Annotated in this window: 17 protein-coding genes and 1 pseudogene; 11 read left to right on the plus strand and 7 right to left on the minus strand. The window is 73.5% G+C overall.

Translation table 11 applies throughout. The features are described 5' to 3' along the window. Positions 1-8: 8 nt before the first annotated feature. The 5 genes and pseudogenes from K7I03_RS02660 to K7I03_RS02680 all read left to right on the plus strand — a co-directional run bounded on the left by K7I03_RS02660 (position 9) and on the right by K7I03_RS02680 (position 5829). On the plus strand, positions 9-1136 hold the full coding sequence (locus K7I03_RS02660) for an NAD(P)-binding domain-containing protein (RefSeq protein WP_185942851.1): 1128 nt from the start codon (positions 9-11) through the stop codon (positions 1134-1136). Between the two features lie 191 nt (positions 1137-1327). Further along, positions 1328-2059 (plus strand): annotated as a pseudogene (locus K7I03_RS02665) ((Fe-S)-binding protein); the annotation flags it as partial. A 227-nt stretch (positions 2060-2286) separates the two neighbouring features. After that, positions 2287-3783, plus strand: a complete 1497-nt coding sequence (locus tag K7I03_RS02670; RefSeq protein WP_185942850.1) for a lactate utilization protein B — start codon at positions 2287-2289, stop codon at positions 3781-3783. Continuing rightward, a complete protein-coding gene (locus K7I03_RS02675; protein WP_185942849.1) occupies positions 3780-4484 on the plus strand; it encodes a LutC/YkgG family protein in 705 nt (234 codons plus the stop codon). Before K7I03_RS02670 ends, K7I03_RS02675 begins: the two co-directional genes overlap by 4 nt. 115 nt (positions 4485-4599) lie before the next feature. Next, positions 4600-5829 (plus strand): SGNH/GDSL hydrolase family protein, encoded by a 1230-nt coding sequence (locus K7I03_RS02680; protein WP_224346831.1) that lies wholly within the window; start codon positions 4600-4602, stop codon positions 5827-5829. 183 nt (positions 5830-6012) lie between these two features. Here the strand turns inward: K7I03_RS02680 and K7I03_RS02685 are convergent, their stop codons facing one another. Continuing rightward, positions 6013-7818, minus strand: coding sequence for an ABC transporter ATP-binding protein (locus tag K7I03_RS02685; protein ID WP_185942848.1), 1806 nt, complete (start codon positions 7816-7818; stop codon positions 6013-6015). Between the two features lie 270 nt (positions 7819-8088). On the opposite strand from K7I03_RS02685, the gene K7I03_RS02690 reads away from it, so the two are divergent. Further along, positions 8089-8538: a MarR family transcriptional regulator gene (locus tag K7I03_RS02690; RefSeq protein ID WP_185942847.1), complete on the plus strand. Its 450-nt coding sequence runs from the start codon at positions 8089-8091 to the stop codon at positions 8536-8538. A gap of 6 nt (positions 8539-8544) precedes the next feature. On the opposite strand, the gene K7I03_RS02695 is transcribed toward K7I03_RS02690, so the two are convergent. Next, positions 8545-10170 carry a peptide-N4-asparagine amidase gene (locus K7I03_RS02695; protein WP_185942846.1) on the minus strand — a complete coding sequence of 542 codons (1626 nt, stop codon included), beginning with the start codon at positions 10168-10170 and terminating at the stop codon, positions 8545-8547. A 204-nt stretch (positions 10171-10374) separates the two neighbouring features. Between K7I03_RS02695 and K7I03_RS02700 the strand changes: the two genes are divergently transcribed. Next, positions 10375-12192 (plus strand): ABC transporter transmembrane domain-containing protein, encoded by a 1818-nt coding sequence (locus K7I03_RS02700; protein WP_185942845.1) that lies wholly within the window; start codon positions 10375-10377, stop codon positions 12190-12192. Continuing rightward, positions 12189-13967, plus strand: a complete 1779-nt coding sequence (locus tag K7I03_RS02705; RefSeq protein WP_185942844.1) for an ABC transporter ATP-binding protein — start codon at positions 12189-12191, stop codon at positions 13965-13967. The genes K7I03_RS02700 and K7I03_RS02705 overlap by 4 nt, the downstream gene beginning before the upstream one ends. A 217-nt stretch (positions 13968-14184) precedes the next feature. On the opposite strand, the gene K7I03_RS02710 is transcribed toward K7I03_RS02705, so the two are convergent. Beyond that, a complete protein-coding gene (locus K7I03_RS02710) occupies positions 14185-14838 on the minus strand; it encodes an NADPH-dependent F420 reductase (RefSeq protein ID WP_185942843.1) in 654 nt (217 codons plus the stop codon). A 66-nt stretch (positions 14839-14904) separates the two neighbouring features. On the opposite strand from K7I03_RS02710, the gene K7I03_RS02715 reads away from it, so the two are divergent. Next, positions 14905-15354, plus strand: a complete 450-nt coding sequence (locus tag K7I03_RS02715) for a winged helix-turn-helix transcriptional regulator (protein WP_224346832.1) — start codon at positions 14905-14907, stop codon at positions 15352-15354. A 65-nt stretch (positions 15355-15419) separates the two neighbouring features. Here the strand turns inward: K7I03_RS02715 and K7I03_RS02720 are convergent, their stop codons facing one another. From K7I03_RS02720 to K7I03_RS02730, 3 genes are all read right to left on the minus strand, one after another. After that, the gene (locus tag K7I03_RS02720; RefSeq protein ID WP_185942842.1) at positions 15420-17027 is read right to left on the minus strand and encodes an FAD-dependent monooxygenase; all 1608 of its coding nucleotides are present in this window, start codon (positions 17025-17027) and stop codon (positions 15420-15422) included. A 125-nt stretch (positions 17028-17152) separates the two neighbouring features. Continuing rightward, positions 17153-18457: a hypothetical protein gene (locus tag K7I03_RS02725; RefSeq protein WP_185942841.1), complete on the minus strand. Its 1305-nt coding sequence runs from the start codon at positions 18455-18457 to the stop codon at positions 17153-17155. 87 nt (positions 18458-18544) lie between these two features. Beyond that, complete coding sequence (locus K7I03_RS02730; protein WP_185942840.1) at positions 18545-19330, minus strand: metal-dependent hydrolase; 786 nt, start codon at positions 19328-19330, stop codon at positions 18545-18547. Between the two features lie 133 nt (positions 19331-19463). Here K7I03_RS02730 and K7I03_RS02735 point away from each other — a divergent pair, with 133 nt between their 5' ends. Then, complete coding sequence (locus tag K7I03_RS02735; protein ID WP_185942839.1) at positions 19464-21977, plus strand: DEAD/DEAH box helicase; 2514 nt, start codon at positions 19464-19466, stop codon at positions 21975-21977. 194 nt (positions 21978-22171) lie between these two features. Continuing rightward, a complete protein-coding gene (locus tag K7I03_RS02740) occupies positions 22172-22885 on the plus strand; it encodes an NADPH-dependent F420 reductase (RefSeq protein ID WP_185942838.1) in 714 nt (237 codons plus the stop codon). Here the strand turns inward: K7I03_RS02740 and K7I03_RS02745 are convergent. Continuing rightward, positions 22869-24203 carry a DUF6397 family protein gene (locus K7I03_RS02745; RefSeq protein ID WP_185942837.1) on the minus strand — a complete coding sequence of 445 codons (1335 nt, stop codon included), beginning with the start codon at positions 24201-24203 and terminating at the stop codon, positions 22869-22871. The genes K7I03_RS02740 and K7I03_RS02745 overlap by 17 nt on opposite strands. Positions 24204-24233: the final 30 nt, after the last annotated feature.

Raw genomic sequence — 24233 nt, forward strand, 5'->3', positions numbered from 1 at the left:
GTAGAAACATGAACGACATGGCGGTGGTGCGGACGGTGGACGTCGTGGTCGTGGGCGCCGGGCAGGCGGGCCTCTCCGCCGCCTACCACCTGCGGCGCGCCGGCGGTGAGCCGGACCGGGACTTCGTCGTGCTGGACCACGCGCCGCGGCCCGGGGGCGCCTGGCAGCACCGCTGGCCCACGCTGACGTACGGCAAGGTCCACGGGATGCACGCGCTGCCCGGGATGCCGCTGACGGGCGCGGACGACGCCCGGCCGTCGTCGGAGGTGATCGGCGGCTACTTCGCGGCGTACGAGGCGGAGTTCGGGCTGCGGGTGCGGCGGCCCGTCTCCGTGCGTGCCGTGCGCGGCGAGGGTGGCGGGCGCGGCGAGGGTGGCGGGCGGTTGCTCGTCGAGACGTCGGAGGGGGTGTGGTCGGCGCGGGCGCTGATAAACGCCACCGGCACCTGGGACCGGCCGTTCCTGCCCCGCTACCCCGGGCAGGGGCTGTTCCGCGGCCGCCAGCTGCACACCGCCCGCTACCCGGGCCCGGAGGCGTTCACGGGCCTGCGGGTGGTGGTCGTCGGGGGCGGCACGTCCGCCGTCCAGCACCTGCTGGAGATCGCCGAGGTGGCGTCCGCCACGACGTGGGTCACGCGGCGCCCGCCGCTGTTCCGGGAGGGGCCGTTCGACGAGACGCGCGGCCGGGACGCCGTGGCGCTGGTGGAGGAACGCGTCCGCCGGGGGCTGCCGCCGCGCAGCGTGGTGTCGGTGACCGGGCTGCCGATGACGGCCGCCATGGAACGGGCGAGGGAGGCGGGCATCCTCGACCGGCTGCCGATGTTCGACCGCGTCACCCCCGACGGTGTCGCCTGGGCGGACGGCAGGACCGTTTCCGCCGACGTCATCCTGTGGGCCACCGGGTTCCGGGCCGCGCTCGACCACCTGGCGCCGCTGCGGCTGCGCGAGCCCGGCGGCGGCATCCGTCTCGACGGCACCCGGGTGGTCCGCGACCCGCGGATCCACCTCGTCGGATACGGGCCGTCGGCGAGCACCATCGGCGCCAACCGGGCGGGGCGGAGCGCGGTACGGGAGGTACGGGAGCTGCTCGCCGGGGCGGACGGTGTGGCCGCGCGGGTGGCCGCTCCGATGGGGTGAGGCGGTGCTCCTTCGGTCCTCTTTCGGTCCCCCTTCTGTGACCGTCGATCCCGTGCGTCGGCGCGGAAAGGTGCCATGAGCCGTGCCCGTTTGACGGTCCAATCCGTAGCATGCGTCTCATGCTGCGACGCTCCCGTGGTTCTCGCGCTCCCGGCCGCTCGCCCGATTCTCCCGCGGAGCCGGGGGCGCCGGTGGTCGGCCTCTTCCTGACCTGCGTAAACGACATGGTCTATCCGGACACCGGGCGGGCCGTGGTCACCCTGCTGGAGCGGCTGGGGGTGCGCGTCGACTTCCCGATGGAACAGAGCTGCTGCGGCCAGCCGTTCTTCAACACCGGCTACCGGCGGCCGTCGGAACCGCTGGTCCGCCGCTATGCCGCCGCCTTCCGCGGGTACAACCACATCGTCACGCCGTCCGCCTCCTGCGCGGCCATGGTCCGGGAGCAGTACCCGCGGATCGCGGCCCGGGCGGCGGCCGAGGGCCGGGACGACGGGCTGGCGGAGGCGGTGGCCGAGGTCGTGCCCCGCACCTACGAACTGACGGAGTATCTGGTGGACGTCCTGGGGGTGACGGACGTCGGCGCCTCCTACCCCCACACCGTCACCTACCACCCCACCTGTCACGGGCTGCGCGCGCTCGGCCTGGGCGACCGGCCCCGGCGGCTGCTGGAACGGGTGAAGGGGCTGGAACTTCGGGAGTTGGCGGGCGCGGAGGAGTGCTGCGGCTTCGGCGGGACGTTCGCCGTCAAGAACGCCGCCGTCTCGGTCGCGATGGGCACCGACAAGGCCCGCGCCGTCGTCGCCACGGGCGCGCGGGCGCTCTGCGCGGCGGACAACTCGTGCCTGGCGCACATCGGAGGCATCCTCACCCGGCGGGGAGCGGCGGTGCGGCCGGTGCACATCGCGGAGATCCTGGCGTCGACGGGTCCGGGGACGGACGTCGGACCGAGGGCGGACGTCGGGCTTGAGGCGTCCGGCGGGCCGGGGGCGCCTGTCGGCCCGGGGGCGTCTGTCGGGTCGCGGTCGTCCGGCGGGCCTGGGTCGGGAGCCGTGTCGCCGCCGGATCCCGGACCGTCACCTTCGGATCCCGAACCGTCGCCGCCGGATCCCGGACCGTCATCCCCAGACCCCGGGCCGGAAGGAGCCGCCCGATGACCCGCCCCGTCCGAGTCCCCCTCGGCATGCCCTCCTTCCCCCGCGCCGCCGCCGTCTCCACCCGGGACCCGCGGCTGCGCGCCAACCTGCGGCACGCCACCGGCACCATCCGGGCCCGGCGCGCGGCGGCCGTGGCCGAGCTCGACGACTGGCGGCAGCTGCGCGCCGCCGCCGCGGCCGTCAAGGACCGCACCCTCCGCCACCTCGACCACTACCTCGTACGCCTGGAGGAGCGCGTCACCGCCGCCGGCGGGACCGTGCACTGGGCGGCCGACGCGGCGGAGGCCAACCGGGTCGTCACCGAGCTCGTACGGGCCACCGGCGAACGGGAGGTCGTCAAGGTCAAGTCCATGGTCACGCAGGAGATCGGCCTCAACGAGGCCCTCGAGGCGGCCGGCATCCGGGCGTACGAGACCGATCTCGCCGAGCTCATCGTGCAGTTGGGGGACGACCTGCCGTCCCACCTCCTCGTCCCCGCCATCCACCGGAGCCGGGGCGAGATCCGGGACATCTTCCGCGAGCGGATGGCCGACTGGGGGCGGCCGGCGCCCGAGGGGCTGACCGACCGTCCGGCCGACCTCGCCGAGGCGGCCCGGCTGCACCTGCGGGAGAAGTTCCTGCGCGCCAAGGTGGCCGTGAGCGGCGCCAACTTCATGGTGGCGGAGACCGGGACGATGGTGGTCGTCGAGTCCGAGGGCAACGGACGGATGTGCCTGACCCTGCCGGAGACGCTGATCTCCGTCGTGGGCATCGAGAAGGTGGTGCCCACCTGGCGGGACCTGGAGATCTACCTCCAGCTGCTCCCCCGCTCCTCCACCGCCGAGCGCATGAACCCCTACACGTCGATGTGGACGGGCACCACGGACGGCGACGGGCCGCGCGCCTTCCACCTGGTGCTGCTCGACAACGGCCGGACGGACACGCTCGCCGACACCGTCGGCCGCCAGGCGCTGCGCTGCATCCGCTGCTCGGCGTGTCTCAACGTCTGCCCGGTGTACGAGCGGGCCGGCGGGCACGCCTACGGCTCCCCCTACTCCGGACCCATCGGGGCGATCCTCGCCCCACAACTCCGCGGCACCGCCTCCCCGCTGGAGGAGTCGCTGCCCTTCGCGTCCTCGCTGTGCGGTGCCTGCTACGAGGTCTGTCCGGTGGCCATCGACATCCCGGAGGTCCTGGTCCACCTGCGGGAACGGGTGGCCGAGGGCGGCGAGGCGACCCTCCGTGGCACCCGGGCGGTGGTGCGTCCGGCCCGGCGGCGGGCCCTGGAACGGCAGCTGGTGGCGGGCGCGGCCTGGGCCCTGGACCGGCCGGAGCTGCTCCGCCGCGGCCGGCGGCTGGTGGGCCGGGCGGCCCGGTTCGCACCGCGGCGGCTGCCGGGTCCGGGCCGGGCGTGGACGGACGGCCGGGCCCTGCCCGAGATTCCCGAGGAGTCGTTCCGCGACTGGTGGGCGCGGACGCGAGCACAGGAGTCCCCGAACGGAGGCGCCCCATGAGCGGTGACGCGAGCCGGGCGCGGATTCTCGGGCGGGTTCGGCGCGCGCTCGCCGACGTCCCGGCGTACGAGCGGCCGCGCGACCACCCCGTCCCCCGCGACTACCTGCGCGTCCACGGCCGGCGGACGCCCGCCGAGTCGGCGGCGCTGCTGGCCGCGCATCTGACCGACTACCGCGCCACGGTGCACCGCACCGGCGCGGACGGGCTGCCGGCCCTGCTCCGGGAGGTGCTGGCCGGCCGGGGCGCCCGCCGGGTGGTCGTTCCGGCCGGGCTGCCGGAGGGCTGGTTGGCCGGGGCGGACGTGGAGGTGGTCGCCGACTCCCCCGGGCTGACGGCCCGTGCACTGGACGCCGTGGACAGCGTGGTCACGGGGTGCGCGCTGGCGGTCGCGGAGACGGGGACGATCGTCCTCGACGGGGGCCCCGGGCAGGGGCGGCGCCGGATCACGCTGGTCCCCGACCACCATGTGTGCGTGGTGCGGACGGCGGACCAGCTCGTGGACTCCGTCCCGCAGGCCCTCGAACGCCTCGATCCGCTGCGGCCGTTGACGTGGATCTCGGGCCCGTCGGCGACGAGCGACATCGAGCTGGACCGGGTGGAGGGCGTGCACGGACCGCGGGTGCTGGACGTCGTCCTGGTCGCCGGCGACCGCGCCGTTCCCGGGGACCACGCCGTTCCCGGGGAGCCGCCGCGAGGGTGACCCTGGCGGTGGTACGCACGGCCCGCGTACGAAGCGGCGGGGGCTGGGTGGTCCGCCGTCGGACCGGCAGGCTCTTCCTCGTCAGCGGAGATCACGCGAACGAGGAGCGGAAGCCATGACGTCGAAGGCCATGACGGTACGGGAAACGGAGCTCGCGGGGACTGCGGCGCCCGTCGGCGCGGCGGCACGGACCGCTTGGGCGGCCGGGTGGTCGGCCGCGGTGCAGCGGCCGAGCGCCGGCTTCGGGGAGAACTGGTCCGAGTCCGGGTTCGCCCGGCAGTCCGTGCGCCAGGTCGTGCGGGTGACGGGTGGTGGTACGTCGGTGCGCGTCCGGCTGTCCCACCGCTACGGCGCCGGGCCGCTGACCGTCGACGGGGCGGCCCTGGCGCTGAGCGCGGGCGGGGCCGCGGTCCGGCCGGAGTCGCGGCGGGCCCTCACCTTCGGCGGCGCGGCGTCGGTGCGGATACCGGCGGGCGGGGAGGTGGTCAGCGATCCGGTGGAGCTGCGGGTGGCGGTGTTCGACCCCCTGGCGCTGACGCTGTACTTCGACGGTCCGACGGGGCCCGTGACCTTCCACTCGCAGGCGTGGGCCGACAGCTACCGCGCCGCGGGCGACCGGACGGAGGACGCCTCCGGCACCGGGTTCGACGAGGTCACGCACTCCTGGTACCTGCTGTCCGACATCGAGCTGTCCGGGGAGGGTGCGGCCGAGGGGGCGGTCGTGACGCTGGGCGACTCGATCACGGACGGCTTCGGCTCCTCCGTGGGGGCGAACGGGCGCTACCCGGACGCCCTCGCCGAGCGGCTGGCGGCGGCGGGCCGGCCGTGGGCCGTCCTCAACGCGGGGATCGGCGGCAATCTGCTGCTCCACGACTCGCCGTGGTTCGGCGAGCGGCCTTCCGCGCGGCTGGACCGGGACGTGCTCGACAAGCCCGGGGTCCGCGCGGTGATCGTGCACGTCGGTCTCAACGACATCGGTTTCAGCGAGGTCGATCTGCCGATGTACAAGCCGTCGGTCGAGGTGTCGGCCGGGGAACTGATCGCGGGGTACCGCGAGTTGATCCGGCGGGCGCGGGAACGCGGTCTGAAGGTGATCGGTGGAACCATCCTCCCCTTCAAGGGCTCCGAGTACCACACGCCCCGGGCGGAGGCGAAGCGGGTGGCGGTCAACGAGTGGATCCGCGGCTCGGGCGAGTTCGACGCGGTGGCGGACTTCGCCGCCGTCCTGGCCTCGGCCGAGGACCCGGAAGTCCTGTCGCCCGCCTACGACTCGGGCGACCGCAAGCATCCGGGCGACGCGGGATACCGGGTGATGGCGGAGGCGGTGGACCTGGCCGCGCTCTGACGGCACACCCGGCTGCCGCGTGGCGCACCGACGGGCGGGGCCGTGCCGAACGGCCCCGCGGCCCGCGGTCGTCCAGCCCATCCGTCCGACCCGTCTGCTCAGCGCGTCCGTCCAGCCCGTCTGTCCGGCGCGGTCCGCTCGGCGCGGACCGTCCGTCCCATGCGTCCGCTCAGCGCAGTCCGCTCAGACCGGCACCGCGAGGCGGGCGTCGCCGCGCACCAGCGCCGCGTACCGGCCGTCGGCGGCGAGGAGTTCGCGGTGCGTCCCCCGCTCGGCTATGCGTCCGCCGTCGAGGACCACGATCTGGTCCGCGTCGCGGACGGTGGAGAGGCGGTGCGCGATGGTGATGGTGGTACGGCCCTCGGAGAGCGCGTCGATGGCCTTCTGCACGGCCTGTTCGGTGCGGGTGTCCAGGGCGGACGTGGCCTCGTCCAGGATGAGGACGGGAGGGTCGCGCAGGATGGTGCGGGCGATGGCCAGCCGCTGTTGCTCGCCGCCGGAGAAGCGGTGTCCGCGTTCGCCGACGAGGGTGTCGTAGCCGTCGGGCAGGGAGGCGATGTGGTCGTGGATCTGGGCGGCCTCGGCGGCGGCGCGGATCTCGTCGTCGTCGGCGTCCGGCTTGGCGAACCGCAGGTTGTCGGCGACGGAGGCGTGGAACAGGTACGTCTCCTGGGAGACGATGCCCACGGCCCGGCTGAGGGTGTCGAAGTCGAGGTCGCGGACGTCCACCCCGTCGATGAGGACCCGGCCGTCGGTGACGTCGTAGAGCCGGGGCACCAGATGGCCGAGGGTGCTCTTGCCGGAGCCGGTCGGCCCGACGACGGCGAGGCTGCCGCCGGCGGGGACGACGAGGTCGATGCCGGTGAGGGTGGACCGCGCGGCGCCCGGCCCGTCGTAGGAGAAGCCGACGTCCTCGAAGCGGACCTCTCCGCGGATCTTCTCCAGGCCTACCGGGCGCTCGGGTTCGGTGATCTCGACCGGGAGGTCGAGGTACTCGAAGATGCGCTGGAAGAGGGCGAGTGAGGTCTGCACCTGGACGCCCGTGGACAGCAGGGCGACGGTCGGGCGCAGCAGGCCCTGCTGGAGGGAGACGAAGGCGACGAGCGTGCCGATCGACAGGGCGGGGCCGCCGGTCTGCAGGGATATGCCGGCCGCCCAGTAGAGGAGGGCGGGCATGGCCGCCATGACGATGCCGATGGTGGACATCCGCCAGCGGCCGGCCATGTTGGCCCTGACCTCCAGGCCGACCAGCCGCTCGGACTCCTTGCCGAAGGCGGCGGTGAGCGAGTCGGCCCGGCCCATGGTCCGGCCCAGGAGGATGCCGCTGACGGAGAGCGACTCGGTGACCATGGCGGCCATGGCGGCCATCTGCTTCTGCCGCTGCGAGGCGACCTTTTTACGCTCGCGGCCCACGCGGTGGCTGATCCATACGAACAGCGGCAGCAGGAGCAGCGAGACGGCGGTGAGCCGCCAGTCGAGGGCCAGCATGGCGGCGACCGAGGCGACCACGCTGGTGAGGTTGGAGACCAGTGAGGTGGCGGTGGAGGTGACCGTGGCCTGCATGCCGCCGATGTCGTTGGCGATCCGGGACTGCACTTCTCCGGTGCGGGTCCGGGTGAAGAAGGCGAGGGGCATGCTCTGCAGCCGGGCATAGACGGCCGTCCGCAGGTCGTGCATGACCCGCTGGCCCACCGTGGTGGACACGAGGGTCTGGAGCACTCCGAAGACGCTGGTGACGACCGCGGCGGCGATCATGCCGAGGACGAGCAGGGTGAGCAGCCCGGTGCGGCCCCGCGGGATGGCGACGTCCAGGACCTCCCGCAGCAGGAAGGGCGAGGCCACGGTGACCAGGGAGGACGCGGCGACGAGCAGCCCCACGAAGGCGAGGCGGCCGCGGTATGGGCGGAACAGGCGCAGGATGCGCCGGACTTGGGCGGGCTGTTCGGGGTCGGGGGGTGGTGGGGTCCATTCGGGTTCGTGGGGACGCAAAGGGCTCCTTCGACGCCGGCGATCCGGTGGGACGTCCGGTGGGGACGACCCCGCGGTCGGTGCGGACGGGTGGTGCGGACGGACGGTGACGAGCGAAAGACGAACGGGACAGCGAAGGCGGGCGACGAACGAAGAGGGCGGTGCCGCGGGTGGCGGCACGGCGCGGCACAGCACGGCCTCGTGGGCCGAGGGCGGTCGCCGGCCCTCGTAGAGAGCATAGCTCACTGTTACCTATGCTCACAATGCACTAGCTCTTGATAATCTGGCCCGATGACCGTCCCCGACACGTCCGGACAGCTCGCCGAGCAGCTCCTGCGGCTGACCCGAAGGCTCAACCGCGCCCAGAAGCGCTATCTGGACCCGGTCGGCATCACGCCCGCCCAGTCCCGTCTGCTGCGGTCCGTCGCGCACTGCGAGGAACCGCCGCGCATGGCCGACCTGGCCGAGCGGCTGGAGGTGGTGCCGCGGGCGGTCACCACCCTCGTCGACGCCCTGGAGGCGAACGGCGCGGTGCGCCGCGTCCCCGACCCCTCCAACCGCCGGGTGATAAGGATCGAGCTCACCGAGCAGGGCCGCGAGACGCTGCGCGCGATGCGCGAGGCGCGGCGCGCGGCGGTGGAGGAGATCCTGTCGCCGCTGACCGCCGAGCAGCGCGATCTGCTCGGCGGTCTGCTGGGCGAGCTCATGCGGGGGCAGCTCCCCCGTCATCCGGCGCGCTGAGCCGCGTCAGCAGCGGTTGCGGTCCTCCGTGAGCGCGCCCTGGGCGGTGGCGATCGTCCGGTCGTGGCAGAGGCCGGGGCCGGTCAGACGGTAGCGCTCGCGCGAGACGCCGGTCGCGTGCCGCTGGTCGCGCGGCACGTTCTGGTTGTAGGCGGCGTCGCCGGTGTATGTGTCGTCCAGCCGCGACCAGCCGGTCCGTACGCCGCCGCGCAGGGTGACGCTCTCCGCCCGGTCGGCCGTCGTCAGCACCGTCCGCAGGCGCGGCCCGGTGGCTCCGGTGATCTCGCCGTCCAGGGTGTACGCGCGCTGGACGCGGGTGGTCGTGGCGGGGCCGCGCCCGCGCACCGTGACCGTCTCGTCGTCGGTCCACCGGGCGCGCAGCCCGTCCGTCGCCTCACCCTCGGTCCAGTAGTGCGCGGAGGAGGCGGCGACCGTGCGGCGCACGGTGGTCGCCACCCTGCCGTGCGAGGTGTCGAGGTAGCCGGAGACGGTCAGGGAGTGGCCGCCCTCCGCGGTGAACCGGCGGGTCGTGCCGGGTGTGTACGCCGTGGAGTTCTTCGGCGTGTCCTCGGTGTGCGCGGTGAGCGCGCCGGTGACGCGGGACGCCTTGGCGTCCTGCCAGACGAGGATGTTGGTGGGGGTGCTCCAGCCGCTCTGCCCGGCGGGGACTCCGGCGACGTCGACGGTGATCCGGTGCGGCCGGCCGTCGTTCAGCAGTCCGGCGAACGGGGTGAGGTCGTACTCCAGCGGGCGCACGTCGAAGGCGCGCGGGGCCGGGATCACGTACCACAAGAAGGGGTTGGACCAGCCGCCGGTCCAGATGGTCGGGTGGGGTGCGGCGATCCCCGCGGTCCTGCCGTCGACGGCCACCCGGACCTCGCGGTACGGGCCGTCGGCGGCCTTGCAGGAGTAGGGCGCCGCGTCCGGCACCGTGAGGTACCAGAACTCCTCGCAGCCGCCGCCGGATCCGGTCGCGTAGACCTCGGCGACGATCCGTTCGCTGTTGCGGGGCGTGGTCACCGTGCCCTCGTACGCCGTGCCCGCCTCATGGGCGCCGTCCAGTGTGAGCACCCGGTCGGGGCCGGCGGCCGGGCGGTTGCGGCCGTCGGCGGTGTAGAAGGTCAGGGTCGCCTTGACCTTGATGACGCCGGTGTACGTCTCGTTGACGAGGTTGCCGATGAGCATCTCGACGGGCTGCGGGGAGCGGAGGGTGGCGGCGTACCGGGTGACGTCCTTCTCGACCTTCCACGCTATGCCGTCCGGTGACGGCTCGGGGGTGGAGGTGCGCAGCACCTCGACGCCGCCGACGCGCAGGTAGCCGAGGCGGTCGTACTGGCGTCCGGCGACCGATCCGTCGAGGCGCAGGACGACCTTGTTCCAGCGGGTGCCGCAGCCCTTGGGGGGCGTATAGGTGCTCTTGTAGGGCGTGTAGTCGCGGAATTCGGTGTCCGCGAGGGTGACGGTGCAGGAGGGGGTGTCGGGTACGGACACCGGGGGCGCGGCGGTGATGGGGTCGTGCCAGTCGGTGCCGAACTCGGTGGGCGGTTCCGGCGAACCCGCGGCCAGGGCGGGGCCAGCACCCAGGGCCAGGGCGGCGGCCCCGGCGCACAGTGCGCGCAACAGTCGTCTCATGCGGCAGGAGTGAAGCGCGTTGTGGCGCGGCGCACCAGTAGAGCTTTGGCCTGATGCTCGCGTGGGGTGGCGTGGTGTGGCGTGGCGGGTGTGGCGTGGCCGGTGCGCCGGGGCGACGGAAATTCGGTTGAACTCGTCCCGCCGGGAGGGCGACGCTGTCACGGATCCCCCTTCTCCCCTTCCCCTTCGCGCCGTTGGGACGTCATGCGTATTCGCGATCTTCCCTATGCCGACCCCGGAGTGCCGGACGTCCGGTCCGGCCCCCGCCTTCTGGTGTGGCTGAGCCGCCGCCAGCTGGGCGGGCAGTCGGCGGCCCTGGGGTGGGGGGTGCTGCACATGGCCGCCGTGGCCCTGTTCCCGTTGCCCCTGGGCATGGCGGTGCAGGCCGTGGTCGACCGCTCGGGGTCCCGGCTGGCGCTGGCGGGCGGCCTGATGCTGCTGCTGGGCGCGCTCACGGCGCTCGGTGACACGATGCTCCACCGGGTGACCGTCACCAACTGGATCACCGCGGCCGCCCGTCTGCAGCAGCTGCTGGCCCGGAAGGCGGCCGAGTTGGGCTCCGCTCTGACGCGGCGGGTCGCCGCCGGTGAGATCGTCACGGTATCGACGGCGGACGTGGAGCACATCGGCTGGTTCGTGGAGACCGAGTCGCGGTTCCTCTCGGCGGCGGTCACCACGCTCGCCGTCTGCGCGGGCCTGGTGTTCTACCAGCCGGTCCTCGGCACGGTGGTGGCGGTCGGGGTGCCGCTGCTGGTGCTGGCCGTCCTGCCGTTGCTGCCGCCGGCGACGCGCCGGGCCGACGAGCAGCGGGAGTTGGCGGGCCATGCCACCGAGCTGGCGTCGGACACCGTCGCGGGGCTGCGGGTGCTGCGCGGCATCGGTGGCGAGGAGCTGTTCCTCGCCCGGTACCGCCGGGCGTCGCAGGAGGTGCGGGGGGCCGCCGTGCGCAGCGCGCGGATGTGGGCGCTGATCGCGGCGGTCCAGGTGCTGCTGCCGGGGCTGTTGATGATCGCGGTGGTGTGGATCGGGGTGGGGCTGGTCCGCGACGGCCGGGTCGGGGTGGGCGAGTTGGTGACCGTCTACGGCGTGGTCACGTTCCTCCTTTTCCCGTTGCGGCAGTTCGAGGAGGCGGCCATGGCCTACTCCTTCTCGCGGCCTTCGGCCGAGCGGGCCGCCCGGCTGCTGGCGCTGCGGCGCACGGCGGAGCCGGCCGGCGCGGATTCCGGCCGCGCGCTCGGCGGTGACCTCCACGACCCGGTGACGGGACTCCACGCCCGGGCCGGGGAGTTGACGGCGGTGGTGTGCGGGGATCCGGACGCCGCCGGCCTGCTCGCCGACCGGCTCGGCGGTCACGCCCCCAAGGCCGTGGCGGGGACGCCGTCGGTGCTGCTCGGCGGGGTGGCCCTGGACGAGGTGCCGCTGGCGGCCGCGCGCGAGGCGGTGCTGGTGCAGGACAAGGACCCGGTGCTGCTCTCCGGCACCCTCGCCGAGCTGCTGGACATACCGTCGTCCGGGCGGGTGCCACCCGAGGCCGCCCTGGCGGCGGCGTGCTGCGACGACGTCCTGGACTCATTGGAACGCTCATCAGCCGATCGGTCGGCCGGGGCCATGTCCGCCCATATCACCGAGCGGGGACGGTCGTTGTCGGGCGGCCAGCGGCAGCGGCTGGCGCTCGCCCGGTCGCTGGTGGCGGATCCGCGGGTACTGGTGCTGGACGAGCCGACGTCGGCCGTGGACGCGCACACCGAGGCCCGGGTCGGCGAGGGCGTGCGCGCCCTCCGCGAGGGGCGCACGACGGTGGTGTTCACCTCCAGTCCGCTGCTGCTCGACCGCGCGGACCGCGTGGTGATGGTGCGGGACGGACGGGTGGTGGCCATGGGACGGCACGACGAACTTCTGCGCACGGATCCGGCCTACCGCGCCGCGGTCGCCCGCGCGGCGGACGACGACCAGGACCCGGACCCCGTGCTCACGGAGGCGGGGAGCACATCGGTGAACGGACGGATCGGGGACTCGGCATGATCGGTGTGGCACCGCCCTCCTACGACCCGGCGGCGCCGGAGTCGGCGACCACCCTGCCGGTCGGCGGACCGGCGACCGTCCGCCGCTGCGTACGGGAGCTGGCGCGCCGGCACCGGCGGGCCCTGGTCCTGCTGGTGGCGGTCAACGCCGTCGCGGTGACGGCCTCGATGGTGGGCCCGTACCTGCTCGGCGGCCTCGTCGAGGACCTGTCGGAGGACGCGGCCGTCCACCTGGGACCGGTGATCTCGCTGTTCGCGGTGGCCCTCGTCGTACAGACGCTGTTCACCCGCATGACGCGGGTGCGCGGCTCGATGCTCGGCGAGGAGATGCTCGCGGACCTGCGCGAGGACTTCCTCGTCCGCTCGGTACGGCTGCCGCCGGGCGTCCTGGAACGCGCGGGCACCGGCGACCTGCTGTCCCGGATCACCACCGACGTCGACCGCCTGGCGAACGCCATGCGCGAGGCGGTCCCCGAACTGGCCATCGGGGTCGTGTGGGGCGCACTGCTGCTCGGCGCGCTGACGGTGACGGCGCCGCCGCTGGCCCTGGCCGTGCTGGTGGCGCTGCCCCTGCTGATCGCCGGCTGCCGCTGGTACTTCCCGCGGGCCCCGCGCGCCTACCGCTCGGAGGCCGCGGGCTACGCGGCGGTCGCCGCTTCCCTGGCCGAGACGGTGGACGCCGGGCGCACGATCGAGGCGCACCGGCTGGGCGCGCGCCGGGTGGCCCTGTCCGACCGCCGGATCCTCGAGTGGACGCGGTGGGAGCGTTACACGCTCTGGCTGCGCACGGTGTTCTATCCCGTGGTCAACATGACGCACGTGCTGGTGATCGGCTCGGTGCTGCTCCTCGGCGGGGTCTTCGTCCTCCAGGGGTGGATCTCCGTCGGCCAGTTGACGACCGGCGCGCTGTTCGCCCAGATGCTGACCGAACCGGTCGGCATCGTGCTGCGCTGGTACGACGAGCTCCAGGTCGCCCAGGTGTCACTGGCCCGGCTGGTGGGCGTCCGGGAGATCGAGCCCGCCGGGGGCGACGAGGCGGTCCGGCCCGAGGGCCGGGACGTGCGGGCGGACGCCGTCCGCTTCGGCTACGCCCCGGGGAACGACGTGCTGCACGACGTGTCCCTGGACGTGCCGCCCGGTACGCGGGTGGCGCTGGTCGGCCCGTCCGGCGCGGGCAAGTCGACGCTGGGCCGGCTGCTGGCGGGGATCTACGCCCCCCGCTCCGGCACCGTGACCCTGGGCGGCGCCGAACTGTCCCGGATGCCCACCGAACGGGTGCGGCGGCATGTGGCGCTGGTCAACCAGGAGCACCACGTCTTCGTCGGCTCGCTGCGCGACAACCTGCTGCTGGCCCGGTCCGGCGCCGGCGACGAGGAGCTGTGGGCGGCGCTGAAGGTGGTGGACGCCGAGGAGTGGGCGCGGGCGCTGGAGAACGGGCTGGACACCGAGGTGGGCTCCGGCGGGCTCGCCCTCACCCCGGCCCAGGCCCAGCAGATCGCGCTGGCGCGGCTGGTGCTGGCCGACCCGCACACCCTGGTGCTGGACGAGGCGACGTCCCTGCTGGACCCGCGGGCCGCCCGGCGCCTGGAGAGCTCCCTGGCCAGGGTGCTGGACGGCCGGACGGTCGTGGCCATCGCCCACCGGCTGCACACCGCCCACGACGCCGACGTGATCGCGGTCGCGGAGGACGGCCGGATCAGCGAGCTGGGCAGCCACGACGAACTGGTGGCGGCGGACGGGACGTACGCGGCGCTGTGGCGGTCCTGGCAGCGGTAGCCGGGGCCCGTCACCGGACAGCCTCGGCCCCCTTCACCCTCACGGTAGAAGGACGCCGCTTCATCCCCGCTCCTCACCCTGCCCGATATCCACTCACCGTGACCCCGCACACCGCCACGAGCAGGAGGATCTCCAGCACAGACGATGCGATCAGTGCGCACTGCCCTCGGGCCCACGAGGGTCCGCATCGAGTCTCCCGTCTGATGGGGACAGCAGGTCAGCTCGTCGCAGCCGATGAGGGGACGCGAGGGACTGCGGAGTTGGGGTCGAATCCCGCGAACGCAAGCCCGATGACGAAGCCCGCCACTTCCTCCGACTGCCGGACACGATCCAGCGCTCCAAGAATCGCCGGCGTCCCGCCGACGTCGCGCACCAACTCGCCGACGACACGAAGTGCCGCGGAATCGTCGCCGCACATCACCACAGTCACACCGGACTGACCGCCACCGGAAGAACTCGTCCATTGGTCAGCGGGAAAGAGATGGAACGCCTTGACAACATGAGCGCCCGGAGCAAGCTCGGCGATCCGCCTCGCCATCGACTCACCGTGCTCGGTGAGCAGAACACCGACACCATGTGCGACAGCGTTCGTGGGATCGATCAACGGCGTCCCCTCAAGCAGGCCTTCGGACGCGCCCACCAGTCCCAGCATGTCCTCGACGCCGTCCCAGGAGACGGCGAGGAGCACCGCGTCGCGCCCGATGACCGCCTCGCGCGGCGCGACGGCGAGCACTCCGCGGCCCAGCCGCTCAGCAAGCTTCTCTGCCTTGCCCTGTGACCGCCCGCCGATCGCCACCTCGTGCCCGGCGCGTGACCAGCTCTCACCCAAGGCCGCCGCCAGCGTCCCTGTTCCCAGAATCCCAATGCGCATCGTCGCTTCCTCTCAAGCGGCAGTCAGTTGGGCAGTCACACTAGGAAAGGCGTTGCGCACCGATCGGTGCGCAACGACCGCGCGATGATGGGCGCCGAAATGACTGATCACGAACGCCACCGCGACGAGTGGGTCGCCGACTGCCGTCTGCGCGCGGCCACCGATCTCTTCGCCCACACCTGGGATCCCGTTGTGCTGGCGGCTCTTCACGCGGGCCCGCGCCGACGCCGCGAGCTGCGTGCCGCGATCGGCGGTATCAGCGACAAGGTCCTGACCGGCACGCTGCATCGTTTGTTCTCCAGCGGTCTGGTCGACCGCCACGCATACGCCGAAGCGCCACCTCGTGTCGATTACAGCCTGACCAGTCTGGGGCAGAGCCTGGTCGAGGGCCCCATGATGGCACTCGGCCGCTGGGCGATCGAGCACGGTGACGAGCTTCTCGAAGCCCAGGAAAGCGCGGCACAGGGGTCATCGGACTCGACAGTGAACCCATCGGGAACGCAACAAGCCGGATGAATCCCTTCTCACCAGACCTTCATCGCTCCCAGGCACCGAATCTCGGATGCACTGCGGCGCTGTGCTCATATCGAGGCCGCCGGCCTGCCCGTATCCGAACGCCCCCGGGCGGACAGCGCGGTGAGGGCGCGGCGGAGAGTGTCGCCGCCGGGCGGCGCGTCGTGCCAGCGGGCGCCGATGTGGCCGTCGGGACGAACGAGCAGGGCGCCGTGCGGGCCGAGGCGGCAGGGGTCGAGGTGCTCGTGCGGGAGGGGCTCGACGCGCAGCGGCCAGGGCGCGGCGGCTCCGGCCTGCCGCTCCCAGTGGGCGGGGTCCGGGGTGAGGACGGTGAACCACTCGCCGAGCGTGTCGAGGGTGGAGCGGCCGGGGGCGAGCCAGAGGTGCGGCAGGCGGTGGCCCGGCTCCGCCGTGGGAACGTAGTCCGTGCCGCTGCCGGGAGGTTCGGGCGGGGTGGCGTGGTCGGTGAGGACGGCGGCGGAGCGGTAGGCGGCGCCGAGGACGAGGCCGAGTTGCGCGAAGTACTCCTCGGACCAGGGGATCTCGACCTGTTCCGGTGCCGTTTCGCCGCTTCGGATCTGCTCCTGGCGGTGCTGCTGCACCCGGTGGAGGAGCCGCGTGTTGGCGACCGCTTGGCGGAGCGTCCGCTGGGCGACGGGCCGGCGTTCCGCCGCGTAGGTGTCCAACAGGCCCGATCCTGCCCAGCCGTGGGTCACTCCCGCCAGCTTCCAGCACAGGTTGTGCGCGTCGGCGACGCCGGTGTTCATGCCCAGGCCGCCGATGATGGGCATCGCATGCGCGGCGTCGCCGGCCAGCACGACGCGGCCGTGCCGGAACTTCTCGGCGACGAACGCGTGCATCACCCACGGCTGCACCCGCAGCACCTCGATCCCCGCCTGTGCGCCGGGGCCGAGGGCACGGGCGACGATCCCGGCCCAGTCGGCGTGCTCCGGATCGTCGGGGGTGGGGGCGAACCAGGACCAGCCGCCCTCCGGGTAGAGCGGGAGGAAGGAGCCGTGCGCGGTGAAGTAGACCCCGGCGGGCCGGTCGGCGCTCCAGCGGCCGAGGTCGGCGTCGAAGACGACGGTGGTGATGTTCCCCAGGGCGCCGGGGCCCGTGGTGCCGATGCCCAGCAGGCGCCGGACGGTGGAGTGCGCGCCGTCGGCGCCGAGGACGTGGCGGGCGCGGACGCGTGTCCCGGCACCGCTGTCGCGGTCGACGACGAGTGCCTCGACGCCGTCGGTGTCCTCGGTCAGGGCGGTCAGCTCCGTCCCGAACCGGACGGGGCCGTCCGCCGCGCCGAGCAGGAGGGGCTCCAGGCGGTCCTGTGAGGTGACCACCCCTCGTACGGGGCTCTCGGGAATCGGCGCGTTGATCCCGGCCATCGCCGCGGACGCGAAGTCCGGCCCGTCCAGGGTGTCGCGGAAGCGGATGCGGCCGTATTCCGGCGCGAACGCGGCGGCGGTGATCCCGGCGGCCGTCCCGAGGCCGTGGAAGATCTCCATCGAGCGCACGTTGACCAGCCGGGAGCGCGGGAAGGGCGACAGCGCGCGGTGTTTCTCGACCAGCAGCGCCCGCACGCCCCAGCGGTACAAAAGGGCCCGGGCGGTGAGCCCGACCGGCCCGCCCCCGACGATCAGCACCTCCGTCTCGGTCTCGGCGTCCGGTACGGGCATGCCGCGGTCCTCCCGCTCGCGTAGGGGCCGGCGGGGCGCGGGCCAGGCCCACGCCGCCATGAGGCCCATCATCCGCCCCTGACGGCCGGCCGCAACGTCCGGGCGCGGCGGTGGACCGTCCGGGGTCAGGCGCCTCCCGTCGTCGGTACGCGGTCGTCGTCGCGACCGGTTCTCGGCCGGGGTCGGCCTTTGGCCGCCCAGGCGAACAGCTCGTTCACCGAGCCGGTGAAGCGGCGGCCCGCCACAAGGCGGCAGCCGATGGTCCAGGCGCCGGGGTCGTCGCCGAGCCGGCGGTCGGCCGCCTCCGTGATGCCCCGGGCCAGGCGCCTCATCCCCCGTTCGTCGTCCTCCGTGATCACGCACTGCATCGGGTGCCACCGCGCGATCCCGGGCAGCCCCGCCGCGTCGCGCAGCAGGAGGTCGGCGGGGTGCGCGAGATCGAGCAGGTCGCCGACGCCGACGCCGGCCTCGTCCGCGTACGAGAAGGGTGCCGCCAGGGAGTGGTCCGGCCGCATCGGCAGGGTGCGCAGCAGGTGCAGGCCCGTGGGGCGGTCCGAGAGAAGCCGGGACCACACGAACCGGTCCGTCCCTCGGGTGGCCACCAGGACGCGCAGGTCCATCGGGCACTCGGGGTGGGCCACGATCTCGGCAGCCCGCTCGCGCAGGAGCGGGCCGTCGGCGTCCGCCGCCTGCCGTACGGCGTCCCAGTCGATCGAAATCCACCGTTCGTCGGGCTCCGGGTCCGCCTCCGCGGCGAAATGCCGGAAGAGGCGGTCGCGGCGGCGCCGTTCGGCGGCCAGGGCCGTGCGCAGCGCCCGTACGCTCCGCTCGCGCAGGGACGTCTCGAAGGCCGGGCGGACCGGGGCGAGGAGCGCCCGACCGCCCGTGGCCACGACCTGCCCGAGCAGGTCGTACCGGCCGGCGCGGGCCAGCAGCAGCCCGGCCGCCGTCTGTTCCTCGGCGTCCAGGTGGACGCGGTCGCGTCCGTAGCCCGGCTCGGGCCAGTCGGGCAGGAGGGCGCGCAGCCGCAGCAGCGGGTGGGGGGAGAGGAGGAAGTCGCGGGGAAAGGGGGCGTCGGCGAAGGGCCAGGCGGCCTCGCCGTCGCGCCAGGCCGCCAGGAAGGGCGGCAGGTCGGCGCGGGCGAAGAACCCGGCCAGGGAGCCCGGCCGGAAGCCGGTGGTCGCGCGTGCCCACTCCTGGTCGGGGTCCCGCATCAGCCCCTCGAACGACGCGCGGCGCCGCTCGGTCCGCTTCTCGTCCTCGGCCGCCTCCTGGGCGTGCCGGCGTATCGCGCGGTTCTTCTCCCACAGCCCCTCGGGCAGCCGGTCGCGGGGGCCGGTGGTCAGGCGCAGCCGGGTGGCGACTTCCTTCAACAGGTCGTAGGAGTCCGCGTAGTAGAGCAGGGAGGGGATCGGTGAGGCGGCAGGCATGCGGCCACCGTAGGGGGCGCGTCCGACAGCGCGTCAAGCTCCTGCCCCAGTGCCGGACGACGGCCCGGTGGCCGTCGCGCCCGGGCCTCAGAGCAGGTCCAGCGCGCCGATCCCCCCTATGCCGCCGAGCACCATGAAGAGCGGCATGAGCACCTTGACCTCCACCCGGCTGCCGGCCCGGAAGCGCATCGACTTCGGCGGTCCGACGGGGTACCAGCGCTTGCGGGCGATGGGGAGCGGCCAGAGGATCGGGCAGCCGGAGACGGTCAGGGCGTCCCCGATGTCGTGCACGAGGGCACCGAGCACGATGGGCAGACCGAGCCAGAGGTAGGGGTGGTCGGCGAACAGCCAGCCGGATCCGTTGCCGGGCCGGTCGAGGACCCCGGCCAGGATCCAGGCGCTGGTGGCTCCGAGCAGCCAGACGAGGACGTCGCTGGAGGTCCGGGCCATCCGCCAGAGCAGTCCTTCGACGGCCAGCACCAGGTGGACGAAGAGGATGCCGAGCACGGCCCAGCGGCCGCCCTCCACGGCCAGCAGGGAGGTGCCGGCGCCGATGAGCACCGCCCAGACCGCGGTGTGGGTGAGGGTGCGGTGGCCTCCGTTGCGCCGTGGGTCGCCCTTGCCCCGGGTCGCCTTGTAGACGCTGTGGGAGAGGGCGTCGATGACGCCGCAGAGGATGCGCGATATCGGGCCGAAGGAGCGCGATATCGTGGCCGACTTGTGATCGAGGTCCGGGGCCAGGGCGGCTCCGGCGCAGATCAGGGCGCCGACGGTGAGCACCGGCCAGGGCATCGGGTGTCCGGCGCCCGCGGCGGCGGCTCCCACCCCCAGCCAGGCCGCGGCCCCGGAGAGCGAGTGCGCCGGTCCCATCATGGTCGTTCCGCCCCTTCACCACCGGCGCCTTTCCCTTTCTGACGCCGTGTCGGCGACTCAGCGTAATGCCCGGATGATCATCGTTCGACCGGCCGGTTCCCTGATCCGGGCGGGGGGCAGGCAGTATGGGGGTGTGACCCTTATCGATCAGATGCCGAGCCATGCCGACCCCGATGCCCTCTTCGAGGCCTTCTCGACCTGGGCCGAGGAGCGGGGCATCACGCTGTACCCCGCCCAGGAGGAGGCGCTGATCGAGGTGGTCTCCGGGGCGAACGTGATCCTTTCCACACCGACCGGCTCGGGCAAGAGCCTGGTGGCGGCGGGGGCTCACTTCACGGCCCTCGCCAACGACCAGGTGACCTTCTACACCGCGCCGATCAAGGCGCTGGTGTCGGAGAAGTTCTTCGACCTCTGCAAGATCTTCGGTACCGAGAACGTCGGCATGCTCACCGGCGACGCCTCGGTGAACGCCGACGCCCCGGTGATCTGCTGCACGGCGGAGGTACTGGCCTCCATCGCCCTGCGCGACGGCAAGGACGCCGACATCGGCCAGGTCGTGATGGACGAGTTCCACTTCTACGCGGAGCCGGACCGCGGCTGGGCATGGCAGATCCCGCTGCTGGAGCTCCCCCAGGCCCAGTTCGTGCTGATGTCGGCGACGCTCGGTGACGTGTCCCGGTTCGAGGAGGACCTGACGCGCCGCACCGGCCGGCCCACCGCGGTGGTGCGCTCGGCGACCCGGCCCGTCCCCCTGTCGTACGAGTACCGCACGACGCCGTTGACGGAGACGCTGACCGAGCTCCTCCAGACCCGGCAGGCGCCGGTCTACATCGTCCACTTCACGCAGGCGGCGGCCGTCGAACGGGCGCAGGCGCTGATGAGCATCAACATGTGCTCGCGCGAGGAGAAGGACGAGATCGCCAAGCTGATCGGCAACTTCCGGTTCACGACCAAGTTCGGCCGGAACCTTTCCCGGTTCGTCAAGCACGGCATCGGCGTGCACCACGCGGGCATGCTGCCGAAGTACCGGCGGCTGGTGGAGCGGCTGGCCCAGGCCGGACTGCTGAAGGTGATCTGCGGTACGGACACCCTGGGCGTGGGCGTCAACGTGCCCATCCGCACGGTGCTGTTCACGGCCCTCACCAAGTACGACGGACAGCGGGTGCGCACGCTGCGGGCGCGGGAGTTCCACCAGATCGCGGGCCGCGCCGGGCGGGCCGGCTTCGACACCGCGGGCTTCGTCGTCGCTCAGGCCCCGGACCACGTCGTCGAGAACGAGAAGGCGCTGGCGAAGGCGGGCGACGACCCGAAGAAGCGCCGCAAGGTGGTCCGCAAGAAGGCTCCGGAGGGCTTCGTCGGCTGGACCGAGAACACCTTCGAGAAACTCATCGCCTCCGAGCCCGAGCAGCTCACCTCCCGCTTCCGGGTCACGCACGCGATGCTGCTGGCGGTCATCGCCCGGCCGGGCAACGCCTTCGAGGCGATGCGCCGGCTCCTGGAGGACAACCACGAGCCGCGGAAGAACCAGCTCCGGCACATCCGCCGGGCCATCGCCATCTACCGCTCGCTGCTGGACGGCGGTGTGGTGGAGCGCCTCGACGAGCCCGACGCCGAGGGCCGCATCGTCCGGCTGACGGTGGACCTCCAGTCGGACTTCGCCCTCAACCAGCCGCTGTCCACCTTCGCCCTCGCCTCGTTCGAGCTGCTGGACCCGGAGTCGCCGTCCTACGCGCTCGACATGGTGTCGGTCGTGGAGTCGACGCTGGACGACCCCCGGCAGATCCTCGCCGCGCAGCAGAACAAGGCGCGCGGCGAGGCGGTCGCGGAGATGAAGGCCGAGGGCGTCGAGTACGAGGAGCGGATGGAGCGGCTGATGGACGTCAGCTACCCCAAGCCGCTCGAGGAGCTGCTGACGCACGCCTACGACGTCTACCGCAAGAGCCACCCGTGGGTGGGCGACCACCCGCTGTCGCCCAAGTCCGTCATCCGCGACATGTACGAACGGGCGATGACCTTCACGGAGTTCACCTCCTACTACGACCTGGCGCGCACCGAGGGGATCGTGCTGCGCTACCTGGCGAGCGCGTACAAGGCGCTGGACCACACCGTGCCGGACGACCTGAAGTCGGACGACTTCGAGGACCTGATCGCCTGGCTGGGCGAGATGGTGCGGCAGGTGGACTCCAGCCTGCTGGACGAGTGGGAGCAGCTCGCGAACCCGGAGGTGGAGACGGCCGAGGAGGCCCAGGAGCGCGCCGACCAGGTCAAGCCGGTCACGGCCAACGCCCGCGCCTTCCGGGTGCTGGTCCGCAACGCGCTGTTCCGCCGCGTCGAGCTGGCCGCTCTCGACCGGGTCGGCGAACTCGGCGAGATGGACGCCGAGTCCGGCTGGGACGAGGAGCGCTGGGGCGCCGCGATGGACGCCTACTGGGACGAGTACGAGGAGCTGGGCACCGGCCCCGACGCGCGCGGGCCCAAGCTGCTGCGCATCGAGGAGAAGCCGGAGGACGGCCTTTGGCGCGTCCGCCAGACCTTCGCCGACCCGAACGGCGACCACGACTGGGGCATCTCGGCCGAGGTGGACCTGGCGGCGTCGGACGAGGAGGGCCGCGCGGTGATCCGCGTCATGGACGTGGGCCAGCTCTGACGCCCGCCGTTGCCGCCGCCCGGACCCTGCCCCGACACGGGCCGGGTCCGGGCGGCGGTGGCACAGGGGAGGAGGGGGCGGGCGGTCGCGCCGCTCGCGATGATCTTCACTCTGCGTACCGTAAAGGACAGCCACTGTCCTACATCCTTCCTACCGTGGGAATCACCCAAGGGACAAAACAGGAGGATTCCCCTATGAAGATCGCTGTTCTCGGTACCGGTGGCGGCGCGCGGGCCCATATCGCCCGGCTCGCCGGGCTCGGGCACGAGGTGCACGTCGGCACGCGCGACCCGGAGGCGACGCTCGCCCGCACCGAGCCCGACATGATGGGCGCCCCGCCGTTCGGCACCTGGCTCGCCGACCACCCGGGCGTCGAGCTGCACACCTTCGCCGACGCCGCCGAGCGGGCGCCCGAGCTGGTCGTCAACGGCATCGACGGCCACAACGCGGTCGCCGCCCTGTCCGCGGCCGAGGAGCAGCTGGCGGGCAAGACGCTCGCCGATTACGCCGTCCCGTTCGTCTACAACCCTGACGTCCAACATCCCTGGCCGACGCCGTGGGGCTCGATGCCGAAGCTCGACCCGTGCGACACCGACAGCCTCGCCGAGCGGATCCAGCGCGCCCTGCCGCGGACGAAGGTCGTCAAGGCGTTCGTCACCCAGGAGCAGGACACCGTCGTCGACCCCAAGGCCGTCGGCGGGGGCGACCACACCATGTTCGTGGCGGGGGACCACGCCGATGCCAAGGCGACCGTCACCGACCTGCTGAGGGCCTACGGCTGGACCGACGTCCTCGACCTGGGCCCGCTGGTCTCCGCCCGCGGCATGGAGATGTACGCCCACATGCACTCCGCCATCGGCTTCGCCCTCGGTTTCGGCACCCCCTTCGGGATCAAGGTCGTCCGCTGATCCGCCCGGACGCGGACCGCCTTCGCGCGCCCACGTCCGCGGGACACCGCCGCGCCGGCCGCCCGGCCCTCCGCCGCCGGGAAAGTCCCGGCACCGTGCGTGACCACCCGGCGGAACGCTCCCGGCGAGCCGACGCTCCGGGCCGTCCGCCCCGCGCGAGGAGCCGGTCGAGAACCCGCCACACGGAGCGCAGGCCACCGGGGGCGGCCGGCTGAGCGGGGACACCGGCGCCGAGTACGTCGCGTCCCGCGCGCGGGACACGGGTGCCGCCCGACGGGCGCGGATCCGACGCCGCGCCACCGGCCGCCGGGGCCGCGGTCGCGGTCGCGGCCGCCTGTTCCCGTTCGCCCGCGCCCGGCCCGCCCGCCGGTGCGGGTGTGGGTGCAGGCAGTGGCACCCGTTCGCCCGGGGCGGCATCGGCCGTCCCCCGGCCCACGGACTCCGTGCGCGGGGGCGCATCCGATGACGGCACGAGCAGAAGGGACCCGCCGCCGACGGCCGCAGCCACCCCGTATGCGGTCTCCCCCGACCTGGCGCTCTCCGGCCCGGGCGGCGCTCCCCACCGCTGGGCCACGGCGGTCAGGGCCGCCACGCGCGCCTGATAGTGCGCGACCTCGTCGGGCCCGTCGGCGAACACCAGCCCCTCCACCGCCGCGCGTCCGGCGGGCGCCGAGGGCCGTGCCGAGGTCAGCGCCGGGCGGTGGGCGCCGAGCCAGGCGCGGGCGACCGGGTCGGGGACGGCGGGAACCAGCAGGTCCGGGGAGAGGACGGCCGCGGGGGCCGCCGCCCGCCGCCAGGGGTCTCCGGCCTGGGCCTCCAGTTGTTCCACCCGCAGGCCGCGCCAGCGCATGCCCCGCCGGTCGCCGCCGTCGTCCGTCGCCGCGCGGAGGTCGGCCGGGAGTCTGCCGGTCAGCAGGGCCGGCCGGCGTTCGGCGAATTCGGCGACGTCCGACGCCAGGTACCGCCAGACGACCGCCCCGTAGCGGTTGATCCAGAACCGCACCGGGACGAGGAGGCCACCCCGGGCCAGCCGGGTGAAGCGCGCCGGAGCGATGCCCGCCAGCTCGGCGCCCTCCGCCGTGCCGACCGTCCGCAACCGGGCCCGGAGCGCGTCGGGGAACCCCTCGGCCGACCGGTGCCGCTCGATGTCCTCCCCGAGCACCCGCCGTGGGCCCTCCGGCCCGGACGCGACCGTCCGCACCTCGCCGAGCTGCACCGCGAGGTCCAACTCACCGACCTTCAGCCCCAGTTCCCGCGCCGCGCGCCCGAAGGGGACGCCGTTCTCCGCCGCGCTACCGGACGTGCACCGATCCGCCATGACACTCTCCTACTACCAGTCGATTACTCT

This window comes from Streptomyces mobaraensis (genome assembly GCF_020099395.1).
Classification (GTDB): domain Bacteria; phylum Actinomycetota; class Actinomycetes; order Streptomycetales; family Streptomycetaceae; genus Streptomyces.